Origin of the sequence: Acinetobacter sp. AL9 (assembly GCF_041464035.1) — a bacterium.
GTDB lineage: Bacteria > Pseudomonadota > Gammaproteobacteria > Pseudomonadales > Moraxellaceae > Acinetobacter > Acinetobacter towneri.
Genome location: NZ_JAYFSK010000020.1, coordinates 1 through 15,977, shown reverse-complemented (window position 1 = coordinate 15,977; position 15,977 = coordinate 1). Strand labels below are relative to the sequence as shown.

14 protein-coding genes are annotated in these 15,977 nt (G+C 42.6%); 10 read left to right on the top strand and 4 right to left on the bottom strand.

Annotated elements, in window-relative coordinates; genetic code table 11:
- Window positions 1-52 precede the first annotated feature (52 nt).
- The 10 genes from ACEO2X_RS06690 (at window position 53) to ACEO2X_RS06645 (ending at window position 10,876) form a co-directional block, all read left to right on the top strand.
- Window positions 53-292 (top strand): lipoprotein, encoded by a 240-nt coding sequence (locus tag ACEO2X_RS06690; RefSeq protein WP_004971884.1) that lies wholly within the window; start codon window positions 53-55, stop codon window positions 290-292.
- A 25-nt stretch (window positions 293-317) separates the two neighbouring features.
- Complete coding sequence (gene lysA, locus ACEO2X_RS06685) at window positions 318-1,562, top strand: diaminopimelate decarboxylase (RefSeq protein ID WP_004971882.1); 1,245 nt, start codon at window positions 318-320, stop codon at window positions 1,560-1,562.
- 12 nt (window positions 1,563-1,574) lie between these two features.
- Window positions 1,575-2,420 (top strand): diaminopimelate epimerase, encoded by an 846-nt coding sequence (gene dapF / locus ACEO2X_RS06680; RefSeq protein WP_371971308.1) that lies wholly within the window; start codon window positions 1,575-1,577, stop codon window positions 2,418-2,420.
- A gap of 131 nt (window positions 2,421-2,551) precedes the next feature.
- Window positions 2,552-3,190, top strand: coding sequence for an alpha/beta fold hydrolase (locus ACEO2X_RS06675; RefSeq protein WP_096900946.1), 639 nt, complete (start codon window positions 2,552-2,554; stop codon window positions 3,188-3,190).
- Window positions 3,190-4,104, top strand: coding sequence for a site-specific tyrosine recombinase/integron integrase (xerA, locus tag ACEO2X_RS06670; protein ID WP_178318862.1), 915 nt, complete (start codon window positions 3,190-3,192; stop codon window positions 4,102-4,104). Before ACEO2X_RS06675 ends, xerA begins: the two co-directional genes overlap by 1 nt.
- Window positions 4,105-4,385: 281 nt before the next feature.
- Window positions 4,386-4,757, top strand: coding sequence for a hypothetical protein (locus ACEO2X_RS06665; protein WP_096901040.1), 372 nt, complete (start codon window positions 4,386-4,388; stop codon window positions 4,755-4,757).
- Between the two features lie 546 nt (window positions 4,758-5,303).
- The gene (locus ACEO2X_RS06660; protein ID WP_179994645.1) at window positions 5,304-6,053 is read left to right on the top strand and encodes an electron transfer flavoprotein subunit beta/FixA family protein; all 750 of its coding nucleotides are present in this window, start codon (window positions 5,304-5,306) and stop codon (window positions 6,051-6,053) included.
- Between the two features lie 18 nt (window positions 6,054-6,071).
- Entirely contained in the window at window positions 6,072-7,004 is a 933-nt protein-coding gene (locus ACEO2X_RS06655; protein WP_004971866.1) for an electron transfer flavoprotein subunit alpha/FixB family protein, read from the top strand.
- 402 nt (window positions 7,005-7,406) lie between these two features.
- Complete coding sequence (gyrA, locus tag ACEO2X_RS06650; protein WP_131261185.1) at window positions 7,407-10,382, top strand: DNA gyrase subunit A; 2,976 nt, start codon at window positions 7,407-7,409, stop codon at window positions 10,380-10,382.
- Window positions 10,383-10,450: 68 nt separating this feature from the next.
- Complete coding sequence (locus ACEO2X_RS06645) at window positions 10,451-10,876, top strand: DUF3887 domain-containing protein (RefSeq protein ID WP_096901142.1); 426 nt, start codon at window positions 10,451-10,453, stop codon at window positions 10,874-10,876.
- A 27-nt stretch (window positions 10,877-10,903) separates the two neighbouring features.
- On the opposite strand, the gene ACEO2X_RS06640 is transcribed toward ACEO2X_RS06645, so the two are convergent.
- The 4 genes from ACEO2X_RS06640 to ACEO2X_RS06625 are packed head-to-tail and all read right to left on the bottom strand — an operon-like array spanning window position 10,904 to window position 15,754.
- Window positions 10,904-12,004: an ABC transporter permease gene (locus ACEO2X_RS06640; RefSeq protein WP_096901141.1), complete on the bottom strand. Its 1,101-nt coding sequence runs from the start codon at window positions 12,002-12,004 to the stop codon at window positions 10,904-10,906.
- Window positions 12,001-13,131, bottom strand: a complete 1,131-nt coding sequence (locus ACEO2X_RS06635) for an ABC transporter permease (protein WP_004971855.1) — start codon at window positions 13,129-13,131, stop codon at window positions 12,001-12,003. Before ACEO2X_RS06635 ends, ACEO2X_RS06640 begins: the two co-directional genes overlap by 4 nt.
- Complete coding sequence (locus tag ACEO2X_RS06630; protein ID WP_096901140.1) at window positions 13,131-14,261, bottom strand: HlyD family secretion protein; 1,131 nt, start codon at window positions 14,259-14,261, stop codon at window positions 13,131-13,133. The genes ACEO2X_RS06635 and ACEO2X_RS06630 overlap by 1 nt, the downstream gene beginning before the upstream one ends.
- Before the next feature lie 11 nt (window positions 14,262-14,272).
- Window positions 14,273-15,754: a TolC family protein gene (locus ACEO2X_RS06625; RefSeq protein WP_371971302.1), complete on the bottom strand. Its 1,482-nt coding sequence runs from the start codon at window positions 15,752-15,754 to the stop codon at window positions 14,273-14,275.
- Window positions 15,755-15,977 lie beyond the last annotated feature (223 nt).

The following is a 15,977-nucleotide window of genomic DNA, read 5'->3' as shown; positions in this document are numbered from 1 at the left end:
TCGCGGCAGTGATCGCGTTATACTTCATCGAAAATATTTTATAGGTGGTCAGATGCGTACCGTCATTTGCTGCATGAGTGTTTTGCTTACAACAGTGGTTTTGGTCGGTTGTGGTCAGTCAGGTACATTACAGTTACCCAATGACCCAAATTACGACAAACGCGCAAAATATTTGTTATATCCAGATGCTGCGCCTAAACGTGCAACGCAATCGGCAACATCGTCAGACACAGCCGTACCTGTGCAACAGCAGTTTGCTGCACCTGCTGCATCTACATCGACTACACCTTAACGCTTTCTAGATAAAGGATACATTCATGAGTTTTACCCGCATTCAAGGGGTTTTGCACGCCGAGCAATGTTCGCTACAACAACTCGCACAGCAATTTGGCACACCACTCTATGTTTATTCAAAAGCGACTTTTGAAAAGCATTATTTAGATATGGATCGTGCTTTCCACTTTATCGATCATCAAATTTGTTTTGCGGTAAAGTCAAACTCGAATCTTGCGGTATTGAATGTATTGGCTAAGTTGGGTGCAGGTTTTGATATTGTGACAGGCGGTGAATTGGCGCGTGTTCTCAAAGCAGGTGGTGATGCATCGAAAATTGTTTTTTCAGGTTTAGGTAAAACTGAAGCCGATATTCAAAAAGCGTTGGAAGTTGGGATTGCCTGCTTTAACGTAGAATCGCATGCAGAATTAGACCGTATTCAAAAAGTTGCGGCAAGCATGAATGTCAAAGCACCAATTTCATTACGGGTTAACCCAGATGTCGATGCCAAAACCCATCCTTATATTTCTACAGGCTTAAAAGAAAACAAGTTCGGGATTCCGTCTGATTCGGTATATAGCACTTATGAATATGCGGCTTCTTTAGCAAACTTAGATATCGTTGGAATTGACTGTCACATCGGTTCACAATTGACCGAAACACAACCGTTTGTCGATGCTTTAGATCGCGTGATTGTGATGATTGATACCTTAAAAGAAATGGGTATTCAGCTCAAACACATTGATATTGGCGGTGGTTTAGGGGTGACTTATAAAGATGAAACTCCACCAACGGTTGAAGAATATGCCAATGCTTTACGTCCCGCTTTAGAAAAGTTAGGTCTTAAAGTGTATATGGAACCGGGTCGTAGTATCTCTGCCAATGCGGGCGTGCTGCTAACAAAAGTTGATTTACTCAAACCGACCAATCATCGTAACTTTGCGATTATTGACGCTGCCATGAATGACTTAATCCGTCCTGCGTTATATGAAGCATGGATGGACATTCAGCCCGTAACCCCACGTACTGATGTTGAAACGCTAGAGTGGGATGTGGTTGGTGCAATTTGTGAAACAGGTGATTTCTTGGGTAAAGAACGTCAGCTTGCGATCAAAGAAAATGATGTTTTAGCTGTAATGGGTGCGGGCGCATACGGTTTTGTGATGAGTTCTAACTACAACAGCCGTGGTCGTGCAGCTGAAGTCATGGTCGATGCAGATCAAGCACATTTAATTCGTGAACGTGAAAGCATTGAATCGCTGTGGGAAAGAGAGCGTTTATTGCCATAAGGGGAATTCGAGATGTTATTAGAATTTACCAAAATGCATGGTCTGGGCAATGACTTCATGGTGGTTGATCTCATCAGCCAGCGTGCGTATTTGGATGCGCTGACTATTCAACGCCTTGCAGACCGCCACTTCGGGATTGGCTTTGACCAACTCCTGATTGTGGAACCGCCCGATTTACCAAATGTCGATTTTAAATATCGCATTTTCAATGCCGATGGTTCTGAAGTGGAGCAGTGCGGCAATGGTGTGCGTTGTTTTGCACGTTTTGTGCATGAACGTCAGCTTACGACCAAAACCAAAATCAAGGTGCAAACCAAGGCAGGCATTGTAGAGCCTGAATTGGGGCAAAACGGTTGGGTGCGGGTGAATATGGGCTATCCAAAATTCTTGCCGCATGAGATTCCATTCATTGCCGATGAGCCTGATAACTTATATGACATTGCGCTGAAAGATGGTGCTGCATTGACCATTGATGTGGTGAACATAGGCAATCCTCATGCTGTGACCATTGTGCCTGATGTATTGACTGCCGATGTTGCAGGTATTGGCCCACAAGTGGAATCACACGAGCGTTTTCCACAGCGCGTCAATGCAGGTTTTATGCAAATCATTGACGAAAAACATGCGCGTTTGCGTGTGTTTGAACGTGGCGTAGGTGAAACCTTGGCTTGTGGTACAGGTGCATGTGCTGCAGCCGTTTCGGGTATGCGCCGTAGCTTATTGTCTAATTCAGTTGAAATTGAACTGGCAGGTGGTAAGTTGCAAATCGAATGGCGTGAAGGCGATGTGGTGTGGATGACAGGGCCAACTGCTAATGTCTATCACGGTCGTTTGGATTTAAATTATTTTCAGGGCTGATGTTTCGTTCTAACATGAACAGCTCTTATCTTACTTAAAAGCACTATTCAAAACGAATGGTGCTTTTTTGTATCTTGCAGCACGGATCAGGTATGCTGTACTGAATGTCACTCTAAAAACTTCTACTCATTATGCCGCAACTGATTTTTTTACCTGGCGCTTCAGGCAATACCGCATTTTTTCATCCGCTAATCGAAAAAATTGAAAAATTGCCGTGGCAGAATGCTGTAAAAATTGTGGCTTATCCTGAATTTAATCATCAACCTGCACATTCACAGGTACATGATTTTGCAAGTTTGCAGGCTTATGTGTTGGCGAATATCCCAGATGATTGCATTATCATTGCACAGTCGATGGGTGGTATTTTTGCAGTTGCTGCCGCGTTGCAATATCCAGAAAAAGTCAAAGGATTAGTATTGGTTGCAACATCTGGTGGCATGGATTTAAGCAGTTTTCAGGTGCAAGATTGGCGACAAGACTATCAAGCAAGTGATTTAAATTATCCTGACTGGTTTGTAGAGGCAAAGGCCGATTACACGGTAGACTTTGCTAAAATCAACATGCCTATTTTGTTGTTATGGGGTGATCAAGACCCGATAAGTCCACTGGCGGTAGGTGAGTTTTTACAACAACAATTTCCACAAGCCGTATTAAAAATTGTGCATGATGGTGATCATTTGTTTTTAGAAACACATGCAGATCAGGCGGCTGAACACATTGCTGCTTATTTATCTCAGTTTGCCGCAGTTCAGCAATCGGAGCGTGACTAATGTACGATCCGCAGCAACTATTAAAGATGTGGCTCAAAGAGCGCGAAATACAACAGCAGTCACCACATACGTTAAAAGCCTACGCGCGTGATTTAAATGATTTTTTTAGCTTTTGTGAGCAACAACAACTTGCCTTATATGATGTAGAAGCTGCAGATTTGCGCCATTATTTAGCGCAAAAAGTAGAACAGCAACAATTAAATAGCAGCAGTTTACAGCGCATGTTGTCAGCGATTCGTCAATTTATGAAATGGGCTGAGCAAGGGCAGTATTTACAATTTAGTCCAATTGATAATTTTCAGTTAAAACGTCAGCCACGACCTTTGCCGGGTTTGATTGATATTGAAACGATTCATCAAATTTTGGATCAGCCAGAACCCGAAACTGAAGTGCAGCAACAAATGTGGCGACGCGATAAAGCGATTTTAGAATTGCTCTATTCGAGTGGTTTACGCCTAGCAGAAGTGCAAAGTTTACGCATCCGCGATTTAGATTTTAACCGTCAATTGCTGCGCATTACGGGTAAAGGCAATAAAACCCGTATCGTGCCTTTTGGTCGCAAAGCCAAAGATGCGGTGATGCAATGGCTGCAGATTTACCCTTTATGGCAGGGCGATTTTGTACCCGATGCAGCATTGTTTATTACTCAAAAAGGTGAACCTTTAAAAGCACGCCAAATTGAAAATCGGGTGAAGTTTCAGGCGCAGCGTGCGGGCGTTAATGTCGATTTGCATCCACACTTATTAAGGCATTGTTTTGCCAGTCACATGTTGTCGAATAGTGGCGATATACGTGCAGTCCAAGAAATGCTTGGGCATAGCAATTTAAGCACCACGCAAATTTATACCCATGTCGACTTTGATCAGTTAGCGCGAGTTTATGATCAGGCACATCCACGTGCGAGTAAAAAGTGAAGCTTTACCTAAAGTCGGCATTATTTTTGCAAGTTAAAATATAGCTATTTCATACTGCAAATTTTTTCTCACAGTCAGTTGTAAAGCCTTTGTGCTGTACTTAATACTTTAAGTAAAAGTGCTTTCACCAATATGTCATTGCAACTATTGTAGAATAATAAAAAAGTGCGTTATGCAGTATAAAGAAGCAGAAAGAGTGGGTCACACGAATAATAGACATGGATGACATTATTTTTTGTTCCACTGCATAACACTTTGGATATCAAATGATAGGCAAAACCATGATTTCGAATCTTCAAGAAAAATATGAACAATTAAGCCCAAGCCAAAAAGAAATTTTTGCAGGTTATGGCTTGCGTCAAGTGAAACATTTTGTCGAAATAAGCTTGCCGATGATCGAGCAAGAACTACCTGCCGATTGTTTGGTGCAGGGTATTAATGCTGAAGGTAAAATGCAGGCGATTCATCCGCAAACGCAACAAAGCTATTTATGGATTTCAGATCAGCAGTGGCAAGCACGCCCAAATGCAAGCAGTAAAATAGATGTAAAAGAAGATTTTATTGCAGTTTGGGAAATTTTTAATTTACAGGCCTATGAATTGATAGATTTAAGTCATATCCACCGTGACTTTTTAGAAACTCAGCAAGTTTAAGCTGAGTTTTTTTATGTCCTTTATCTGGGAGGTGGCGTGGTGAAAGCGCATAAATATCCATCAAAATAAAACAGATTGTTTATTTCATACCCAATAAACTGCTGAATACAGTTTTGTGAACCAGCAGTCACATTTTAAAAGAGCATTTATATCTGAAAAAATACTGCAAAAAATAAAGTTTTCTATCTTTAATGACAGTCAGATTATGGGGTTTTATGTAAGGAACTTTGCTTAAATTGTAGGCGGAACTCAATTTGAATTGCATTTCAATCAATCTTGTTGATGAGGGAAATAAATAAAAAACATAATATAAATCAAAGCTTAAAATTGCTTATATAATCGTCGCTTGGTTTGTTAATTTTTAGAAATAAAAAAGTATGAACGCATCGTTCAGTTAATTTTCGGCATTTTTAGCCTTGTTTAGACAATTCTGACTTGACCGAAATGCCGATCACATAGCAAGATAGGACACCTAAAAAATTTAAAGCGAAGAGTTATTATTAACTTTTCTCAATATTTACTTTTGCTAAAACAGCCGAGGATTACATGAAGGCTCTTGTTGCTGTAAAACGTGTGGTAGATGCCAACGTTAAAGTTCGCGTTAAGCCGGATAATAGTGGAGTTGACCTAACTAACGTTAAGATGTCAATTAACCCATTCTGTGAAATCGCAGTGGAAGAAGCGGTTCGTTTAAAAGAAAAAGGAACTGTTTCAGAAATCGTAGTGGTATCCATTGGTCCTAAAGAAGCGCAGGAACAAATTCGTTCTGCAATGGCGCTTGGTGCAGACCGTGGTATTTTGGTTGAAACAGCCGATGAGATTGGTGCACTTGAAGTGGCTAAAATCTTAAAAGGTGTTGTTGAACAAGAACAACCACAACTTATTTTATTGGGTAAGCAAGCTATTGATGACGACTCTAACCAAGTTGGTCAAATGCTAGGCGCTTTACTTGGTGCAGGTCAGGGTACTTTTGCTTCAGAAGTAAAAGTAGATGGCGACAAAGTTCAGGTAACACGTGAAATTGACGGTGGTTTACAAACTGTTGAGCTTGCACTTCCTGCAATCATCACCACTGACTTACGTTTGAATGAGCCACGTTATGCGGCACTTCCAAACATCATGAAAGCACGTAAAAAACCGCTAGACACCAAATCTCCTGCAGATTATGGCGTTGCAACAGGTAGTAAGCTGAAAACTGTAAAAGTTGAAGCACCTGCTGAGCGTAAAGCGGGCGTACAAGTGAAATCTGTAGATGAGCTTGTAGAAAAATTGAAAAACGAAGCGAAAGTGATCTAATACAGAAGGATAAAAATCATGAGTATTTTAGTTATCGCTGAGCACGACAATAAAGCACTAAATGGTGCAACATTAAACGTTGTTGCTGCAGCTCAAAAAATCGGTGGTGATATCACTGTATTGGTTGCGGGTTCTGGTGCACAAGCAGTTGCAGACCAAGCAGCTAAAGTTGCAGGCGTAAGCAAAGTATTACTTGCTGACGATGCGGCTTATGCAAACCAATTGGCTGAAAACGTAGCAAAACTTGTTGCAGAATTAGGCAAAGGTTATAGCCATATCCTTGCTGCCTCTACAACAACAGGTAAAAACATTTTACCGCGTGCGGCTGCACTTCTTGATGTTAGCATGATCACAGACATCGTCGCTGTAGATTCTGCAAAGACATTCAAACGTCCAATTTATGCAGGTAACGCGATTGCAACTGTAGAATCTTCAGAAGCGATTGTGGTAGGTACTGTACGTGGTACAGCATTTGACCCAGTGGCTGCAGAAGGTGGTTCAGCTGCGGTTGAAGCTGCTACTGTGACAGGTGATGCTGGTATTTCTAAATTTGTTTCTGAAGAAATTGTGAAATCAGAGCGTCCAGAATTAACAGCAGCTCGTATTGTAGTTTCTGGTGGTCGTGGTGTAGGTTCTGGTGAGAACTATCACAAAGTACTTGATCCATTGGCAGACAAACTTGGTGCAGCACAAGGTGCATCTCGTGCAGCAGTTGATGCGGGCTTCGTACCAAATGACATGCAAGTTGGTCAAACAGGTAAAATCGTTGCACCTGATTTGTATATCGCTGTAGGTATCTCTGGTGCGATTCAGCACTTGGCAGGTATGAAAGACTCTAAAGTGATCGTTGCGATCAACAAAGACGAAGAAGCGCCAATCAACGCAGTAGCTGACTACTGGTTAGTGGGTGACTTGAACACTGTTGTTCCAGAGTTAGTATCTAAAATCTAATTACTGAACACAGTCAAAAACGCCTCTATGTGAATAGCATAGGGGCGTTTTTTATTGTCTTTTTTAATTTAGATGCAGTGATTGGTTTTAAGTACATTATGTGAACTTAGCGTATATGTGGGTACATATCGAGCAAGTATATGTTGAAGATATTTTGACGTGACTCTTAAAAATATGAAGCACTTTTGTTTCTTGGGTGTGAATATTTTTTGCCTAAAAAATCACCGTTAAATTTAAGTAAATTAACAAGATTAAGATCATCTCTAAAGCACAAAAACACAGGCGTATATGCTATAATTTTTCGCTAGTTTTTATTTTTAGCCTGCATTTCAGGCTAATCATTTGCAAGTTTTACGACATATAAAATGCAAGCAAAATTTGTTTGCAGAATAAGGAGTATGCATGAGCGTATCGGAAATTAGACCGATTGCCATTGAGGATGAACTCAAGCACTCGTATTTAGACTATGCGATGAGCGTGATTGTGTCACGTGCGCTGCCAGATGTACGAGATGGTCTAAAACCTGTGCATCGTCGTGTGCTATTCGCAATGCACGAATTGGGCAATGACTACAACAAAGCTTACAAAAAGTCTGCCCGTGTAGTCGGTGACGTCATCGGTAAATATCACCCTCACGGTGATTCTGCAGTTTACGAAACAATTGTTCGTATGGCGCAAGATTTCAGTTTGCGTTATCAATTGGTCGATGGTCAGGGTAACTTCGGTTCGATTGATGGCGATAGTGCCGCAGCCATGCGTTATACTGAAGTCCGTATGCGCAAACTTACTCATGAACTGTTGGCCGATTTAGAAAAGGACACTGTCGATTGGGAAGATAACTACGACGGCTCTGAGCGTATTCCTCAAGTGATGCCTACTCGTATTCCAAACCTATTGGTCAATGGTGCTGCAGGTATTGCTGTAGGTATGGCGACCAATATGGCACCGCACAACATGACTGAAGTGGTGCATGCATGTTTGGCTTATGCAGACAACCCAAATATTTCAATTGAAGGGTTGATGGAACATATCACAGGTCCAGACTTCCCTACAGGCGGTATTATTTACGGTAAATCAGGCATTGTTGATGCTTACCGTACAGGTAAAGGCCGTTTGCATATTCGTGGTAAGTACCATTTTGAAGAAGATCAAAAATCTGGTCGTACCACCATCGTCTTTACTGAAATCCCTTATCAGGTCAACAAAGCCAAAACCATTGAGCGTATTGCTGAACTGGTGAAAGAGAAGAAACTCGAAGGTATTTCAGAATTACGTGATGAGTCTGATAAAGAAGGGATGCGTATTGCAATTGATCTGAAGCGTGGTGAAAACGCTGAAGTGATTGTGAATAACCTGTTCTTAAATACGCAGTTAGAAAACTCATTCAGCATCAACATGGTCTGCCTAGACAATGGTCAGCCAAAATTGATGAACCTGAAAGATATTATTGCGGCATTTATTCGTCACCGCCAAGAAGTAGTGACCCGCCGTACCATGTTCGAGTTGCGTAAAGCGCGTGAACGTGGACACATCTTAGAAGGCTTAACCGTTGCGTTGGCCAATATTGATGCCATCATCGAAACGATTAAATCTTCTGCCAACCCAGCCGAAGCGCGTGAGCGTTTACAGGCAGGCGAGTGGGCAGCAGGTGGTGTAGTTGCGTTATTGGAAAAAGCAGGTTCAGTTTCTGTACGTCCAGATGAAATTGAAGGCGAAGACCCTAACCGCCCGTTTGGTTTAGATGGTCAGGTCTATCGTTTATCACCTGCGCAAGTGACCGCAATTTTAGAATTACGTTTGCATCGTTTAACAGGTCTAGAACAAGACAAGTTACATGCAGAATATTCTGAAATTTTGGCACAAATTGCTGAATTAACTGCAATTTTGAATGACTTTAATTTGTTGATGGGCGTGATTCGTGAAGAGTTGGCGCAAGTTTTACAGCAATATGGCGATGCACGTCGTACTGAAATTGTAGAATCTCGCATTGATTTCTCGCGTGAAGATTTAATCCCAGAAGAACAAGTGGTACTGACAGTATCACAAACAGGTTATGCAAAAACTCAACCATTGTCAGATTACGCAGCGCAGCGTCGTGGTGGTCGTGGTAAATCTGCAACGTCGATGAAAGAAGATGATTATGTGCAGCATTTAATCGTGACATCTAACCATGCAACGGTGCTGTGCTTTACCGATGTGGGTAAAGTTTACCGTCTGAAAGTGTTTGAAGTGCCACAGGCATCGCGTGGTGCGAAAGGTCGTCCAATGGTGAACTTATTGCCATTAGATGCCAATGAAACCATCACCGCGATTTTACCTGTCATTGATGCACCGAAGAAATTTACCGAGCGTTTGGCAGACTTCCGTAGCTATGTAAAAGCCAATGCTACACATATACAAACCAACGCAATCATTGCTGCACATTATGCAGAATTAGAAGCTGCCTTTGCTGAATTAGCAGATGGTGATGATTTATCTGATGCATTGCGTGTGCAATTGAAACAATTGGGTGTAGAGCTTTCTGCAACCGATTTAGACGATGAGATCATTGCAGAATTTGCATCACAAGCAGAAGCCTTGCGTAAAAACTTTTATGTCTTTATGGCAACGGCATCAGGTACAGTGAAACGTGTTGAATTGGAACAATTCAGTAACGTACGTTCGAATGGTTTACGTGCCATTGAATTGAATGAAGAAGACACTTTAATTGGTGTTGCAATTACCGATGGCGAACAGCAAATTATGTTGTTCTCCAATGAAGGTAAAGCGATTCGTTTTGCTGAAACCGATGTACGTTCAATGGGTCGTGCGGCCAAAGGCGTACGTGGTATGCGTGTCAGCTTCGGTTCAGCACAAGTTGAAGATGTCGAAGATGTAGAAGTCGATGGCGATGATGAAGACAGTTCAGATTCAGCACTCATCAGCCGTATCGTATCGCTAGTCGTAGTACCAGAAACAGGCGAAGTTTTGTGTGCTTCGGCGAATGGTTATGGTAAGCGTACACCTGTAGACGACTTCCCAACCAAAAAACGTGGTGGTAAAGGTGTGATTGCCATTAAGACCTCTGAACGTAATGGTGAATTGGTCGGTGCAGTTGCTATTGATGAAAGCAAAGAACTGATGCTGATTTCTGATGGCGGTACATTAGTGCGTACTCGCGCTTCTGAAGTGGCGCAAACAGGTCGTAATGCACAAGGTGTACGTTTAATCCGCTTGGGTGAAAACGAAACACTGGTGGGTGTAGAAGCGATTGAAGCTGTTGAAGAAGACGAGTTTGTTGAAGCGATTGAAGGTGCAGAATCTTTAGTGGCTGAAACGGATGCAGTTGCTGAAACTGAGCAAGTGGAAAAAGACGGTGAAAATTCAGTAGAAGAATAAGTTTTTTACTGATAAAAAGGGCGCTTCGGCGTCCTTTTTTATAAACGTTGACTGCATAAGGGTAAGCGATGAAAACCAAATTAATGTTGTTGGCAGCAGCGGTTGCATTGAGTGGCTGTAATTCAATGGACAATATTCCAGATCCGAGTCCTGAACAGGAAAAGGCGGCACAGCTAGCCTATGAGGATTTGCGTGATGGGAAGTATGACGAGTTTTTGGATCAGTTAGAGCCGCAGTTGCAAACCCAGTTTAAGGACAATGAAAAGCTGATGAAACGCTTTTCACGTTCAATTCCTCAAGGTGAATACAAGTCTAAGACTTTAATGACCAAAGAGATTGAAGAAGCAACCAATCAGCTTGGGCAATATAAGGTCAGCTATGAAATTGCCTATCCGGAAAATCTGGTTCAGTATGATGTTAGTTTTGACAAGCCGAATGGTAGCAACAAGATTCGTAATTTCAATATTCAAGTCTTTGGCGAATCGGGTAAATAAGTGGAATAGGAGCATTGCTATAATGCTCTATCTGCTTTGATGACCAGAAATTAAACGTCGATAAGCCAAAAAAAAGCACAAGCTACCGATCATTCCAAGATAGAGCAATTTAGGCAAGATCAGTGTTGTAGGCACACCCATCTGATTGAGTTGAATAAACATCTGCACAATTTGGGTAGAGGGCAGGATTTCGCCAACGACTTGCATCCAGGTGGGCATGGCAGCATGCGGCCAGGCCGCACCAGATAAAAAGAACAGTGGAATAGAAGTGAATACAATGACATGCCCCGCACGTTCCGGCAGATCCAGAAAACTAGCAAATAAGCAGGTCATGCCAATTATCGTGTAGATAAAAACCGCAACAGCCAGCAGCATCCCGAGCAGGTTGCCACCGCGCGGATAATCAAATAGCCAGAAGCTAAAGCCGAATAAATAGAAACATCCCAGACAACCAATGGTGAAGACCGCTAAACACATCCCAATCAATGCATTTGTGTTTAATTCTATTTTTCTTTCCCGATATACCAAAATCAGCATACTCAAACCCAAAAGAATGGTTTGGTGGATAATTAAAGGTGCAACCGCAGGAAAGACATAGCTGCCATAGCCGGACAGCGGATTAAATAAAGGAATTTGATGCACAGAAAGGGCAGGTGAAAAATCCGAGACCTTGCCAAAGCGTTCAGTATAATCTGCCAAAGTTTGCTCAACTGATGTGGCTAAGCCCAGACCAATTTGTTTGGTTACTAAAAAGTTGGCTGTACTTAAATACAGGCCAATGCCACCTGTTTCACCATGCCTTAAGCTTTGCGATAAATTGTCCGGCAGAAGTAAAATACCATCGGCTTTTTGTGATTCCACCCATTGTTTGGCCTCGGAAAAATTGCCGGTAATCGCCTCAATCTCCACATTGGGGCTTTGTGCCACTTGACCAATAATACGGGTGCTTAAGTTACTTTGTTCTTCATCGACAATAATAATCGGTAAGGCTTCAGCCTGCTGTGCCTGATAAGCGGTTGGATAAAAAAAGCTGTAAAACAAGACGGATAGAATAAGCGTGGTAAAGATCGTGCCGTGACTGACAATATCCTTAAAGCTTTGCAGATAGTAAAACCAGAGGGATTTCATTGGACTGCTCCTTTAACTATTTTTTTAAGAAACAGATAAGCCAGCAGAGCGTAAACTAGGGCATAGATCAGCAGCATGAATCCAGCTTGCAGTGAAATATGCAATGGACTACCAATCACCCATTGTTCAGTTTGTAATTTGGCATAGGGCGTAAACGGAATAATATTGGACCAGAACTGGGTGAATAGGGGCGCATTATTTAAAGGTAAAGTCACACCGGCAAAACTTAAAGATGAACCACCATAGACCGCAATGATGCCAAAAGATTTACTTAAATCTTTGGTTGCCAGAACCACTGCACTGCTTAAAAATGCATAAGCGCTATATAGCAGAAATTGTGCCGATAGAATCAGAGCGAGCGAGCCGGCAACAAACCAGCCGCGAATTTCAATCAGCCAGAACATCCAGATCCAGGTCCATAGACTAAAAATAGCCACATAGATCAGGTTCTTAGACAGCAATGCCATCCAGATGGATGAGTTGCTAATCCAGCTTGTTAAGGTCTGCCGCTTCAGTTCCTGACCGACGGAAAATGCCACACAACAACACAGCAGTAAATGCAGAATTGCCGGAATGACATAGGGTTCCAGATAGAATTCATAATTCAGCTGCGGATTATACAGCGGAGATATTTTAATATGCGGTGACGGTGCTTCGAGAGAGGGGAGTCGGTTGCCCAGATATTGCTGTCCGCTAAATTCAGCGAGTGCTTGTAGGGTACTGACCAGCATGGCCGAGGAAATGGTATTTCCAATACTGAAATAACTCTGGTTAAAAGCAATACTGATGTCAGCATCCTGGGCACGAACCAGACGTTGCTCGGCACCGCTTGGAATATGGATATAACCCCAAATTTTATTTTGATTTAACAGGCGCTCAATTTCAGCTGTTTGTTCCGACACCGTAGCAATTTTAAGAGTATGATTCAGCGCCACATGTTGATAAATGCTTTGACTCAGCGCACTCTGGTCTTGATCAATAATCGCAATCGGTAAATGATCCGATTTCCCTTGAGCAAACATGCTGCTGAATAAAATAATCACCAGTGCAGGTGCCAGCGTGACCAGACACAGATCCCATTTTTCGCTGAGCAGATAGCGCAGTTCGCGCCATATACCCGTCCACATTATCGGGTCTCTTTCAGTTTAAATAACACGCTCATCCCGACTTTCAGTTCAGAAATCGCTGGTGTGGGTACAAGATGCAGCTTAAAACTGCGCACATCATAACCGCCGGTTTGACGTGTGGTCTTAATGGTGGCAAATTCACCTTCAGCACTGATCTGTCTAATTTGAAAAGTGGCGGTTTTATCTAGGGCGGGAATATAACCTTCAATACTGCTCATTTTCTGAAATGGGGCATATTGGTCTTCACGAATATTCAGGCTCACCCACATTTGATCTTCAATCAGGCTGACCACAGGGACTGCGGTGGCTACCAGCTCCGAGACTTTGCCATAGGTTTTAGACACCGTTCCGTTTACAGGTGCTACTAATTGGGTTTCTGCTTCTAAAGCATTGGCTTCATCCAGCGCAGCCTGGGCAATATCTACTTGTGCATCGGCAGAACTCTTTTGCTGCGAGGTGCTGCCACGTTTGGCACGTGCGTATTGCTGATACGCTGCTTCTGTCATTTGCGCCGCTGATTGACTGGCTGCATACAATTCATCACGGCGCTGGTGTGAAATCACACCTTCCTTCAATAAATTTGCACCACGCTCATAAGAAACTTTGGCTAAATTTTGCTGTGCTTTCAGCGATTGCCAGTTGGCATACAGACTGGCGATATTTTCTTCCTGCGAGCCACGTTCAGCAGTCGATTGTAAGGCCAGCGCAGATTGTAAAGCCGCTGCGGCTTGCTGTTTTTTGGCCTGAATTTCCGGGCTGTTTAAGCGCACCAGTACATCGCCTTTTTTGACCCGCTGACCTTCTTCTACATAGATTTCTTCAATACGGCTTGGCACTTTGGTCGCCACCTGAACTGTTTCAGCTTCTACACGACCCTGCAATTCAAGCGGAGCCGGTTGGTAGCTTTTCCACAATCCAAAAGCGATGACTGCCAGCAGAACTGGAATCAGGGCGAGCAATAAATATTTTTTCTTTTTAGCGATTTCAGGAGCTTGTTGTTGCTCGGTCGAAGTCGTCGCGTTGTTTTCTATTTCAGTTTTTGTTTCTACCTGTTGCGCAGGCGATTTTTCTGTATCGCTGGATGAAGCCACTTCATTCACAGGATCATTGGGTTTTTGATCTTCGTTCATGTTCGGCTCCATTAGCGAATATAGTGGGTGTTGGCATGTTGAATGTAGGTTGGAAATTCTGCAATCGAGCCATGGCTTTGTAATAGTGTGGCCAGTGACATCACATATTTGTAAGCATTCAAGGCAGTTTCAGCTCGTAGTCCGCTCAGCATATTTTGTGCATCGATGACCTGTGTGGCGGTGCCCGTATCTTCTTTAAAAGACAATTCTTGGATGCGTAAATTTTCCTGTGCGGCTTTCAAGTTTTGTGCCAGAAGTACATCACTTTGCTGTGCACTAAGTGCTTCGCTATAAGATTTATAAATCAGATTTTCAATTTCCTGCTGGGTGCGTGCAGTAAGCAGTTCTGTTGCAGAGCGTTTGAGTTCGGCAGCCTGAATATTCTTGTTTTTATCGATCCCGGAAAACAGATTATAGCGTGCGGCAACCCCGACAATCCAGTTTTCATTTTGATCCAGACTATATTCGCCAAAAGCAAATACATTTGGTTTTTTCGCTGCTTGCTGGGCTTTCACATTGGCTTGGGCCAATTGGGTATCCAGCTGCATTTTTTGAATCAGCGCAGAGTTCTGACTAAAAGTTTTTAGCAGATGATTTAAGGCCTGTGGCTCGGTTTTATTGACAAATAAAGGCGTCGAAAGCTCAGTGATGCTACTTTCCTGAAGCAGATTATTCAGCTGGAACAGCGCAGCATTCAAATTGGCCTGCGTATTTTGCTGGCTGCGCTCGGCATTATTACGTGCCACTTCAAATTGCGTACGCTGGCCTTTACTGATAAAACCTTGCTGTTCCATTTTTAAGGCATTGCGATAATGCTGCTGCATGGCATTCAGATTAAACAGCGCAGCTTCATGCAATTGCTTTTGGAGCTGCACATTAAAATAACTTTGAATCAGTTCAAAACGCTGCGTATCTTGCTGCTGTTTGTTGCTGAGCTGACTACGACCGACCTGAATATTGGCAATTTCTTTGGCACTACGGGTGAGGCCTCCAGTATATATTGGCATAATCACGGAAACAGTGGGGCGAATCACCTGATCTTCAAGGATGACATTAGACGTATCCGGAATCAGACCAACTCCGCTATGAATAGTATTGTTAAGTCCATCACGCAGTGGATCGGTAATACCTGCAAGTAGATCCACGCCATTACTGGCCTCCCACTCATTAAGCCGGCCATTCACGCCTTGAGAGAGTGAATTCTCCAGATTATTTTTAAATTGCTTTAATGGAATATCGACTTCACTGTGAAAGGCATAGGCACGAACATTCAGGTCGACACGTGGCAGACCTACGCCTTTTACTGCTTGAGCTTCAAGTTTTGAAGCCTGTTCCAGACTTTGATAGGCTTGGCTGCTATAAGAATTTTGCAACAACTGACGTTCAGCATCCTGAAAGCTGATGCTCTGTGCATGAGCAAAGCTGCCATACATCATAGATGCAAGCAGATTTAAACCCCAGACAAGCTGTCTTTTATTTTTCTTTAAGTTCATAAAGTCGCTAAACTGATTTAAAGCCGGTAATGTTATCCCGCTAGTATAAATCAAAGGTTCGCAGATAGAACTAGTGTAAAGTTATAGTATTGTTTCTAGGACTTACGCATTGACGGATTCAAAAAAGTATTAAAATACGTTATAAAGTATCTGTGATCAGACGAATTAAACATGCTTCTACAGCAACTTGTACATTACCCATTTATATGGGCTTTCTCATGAC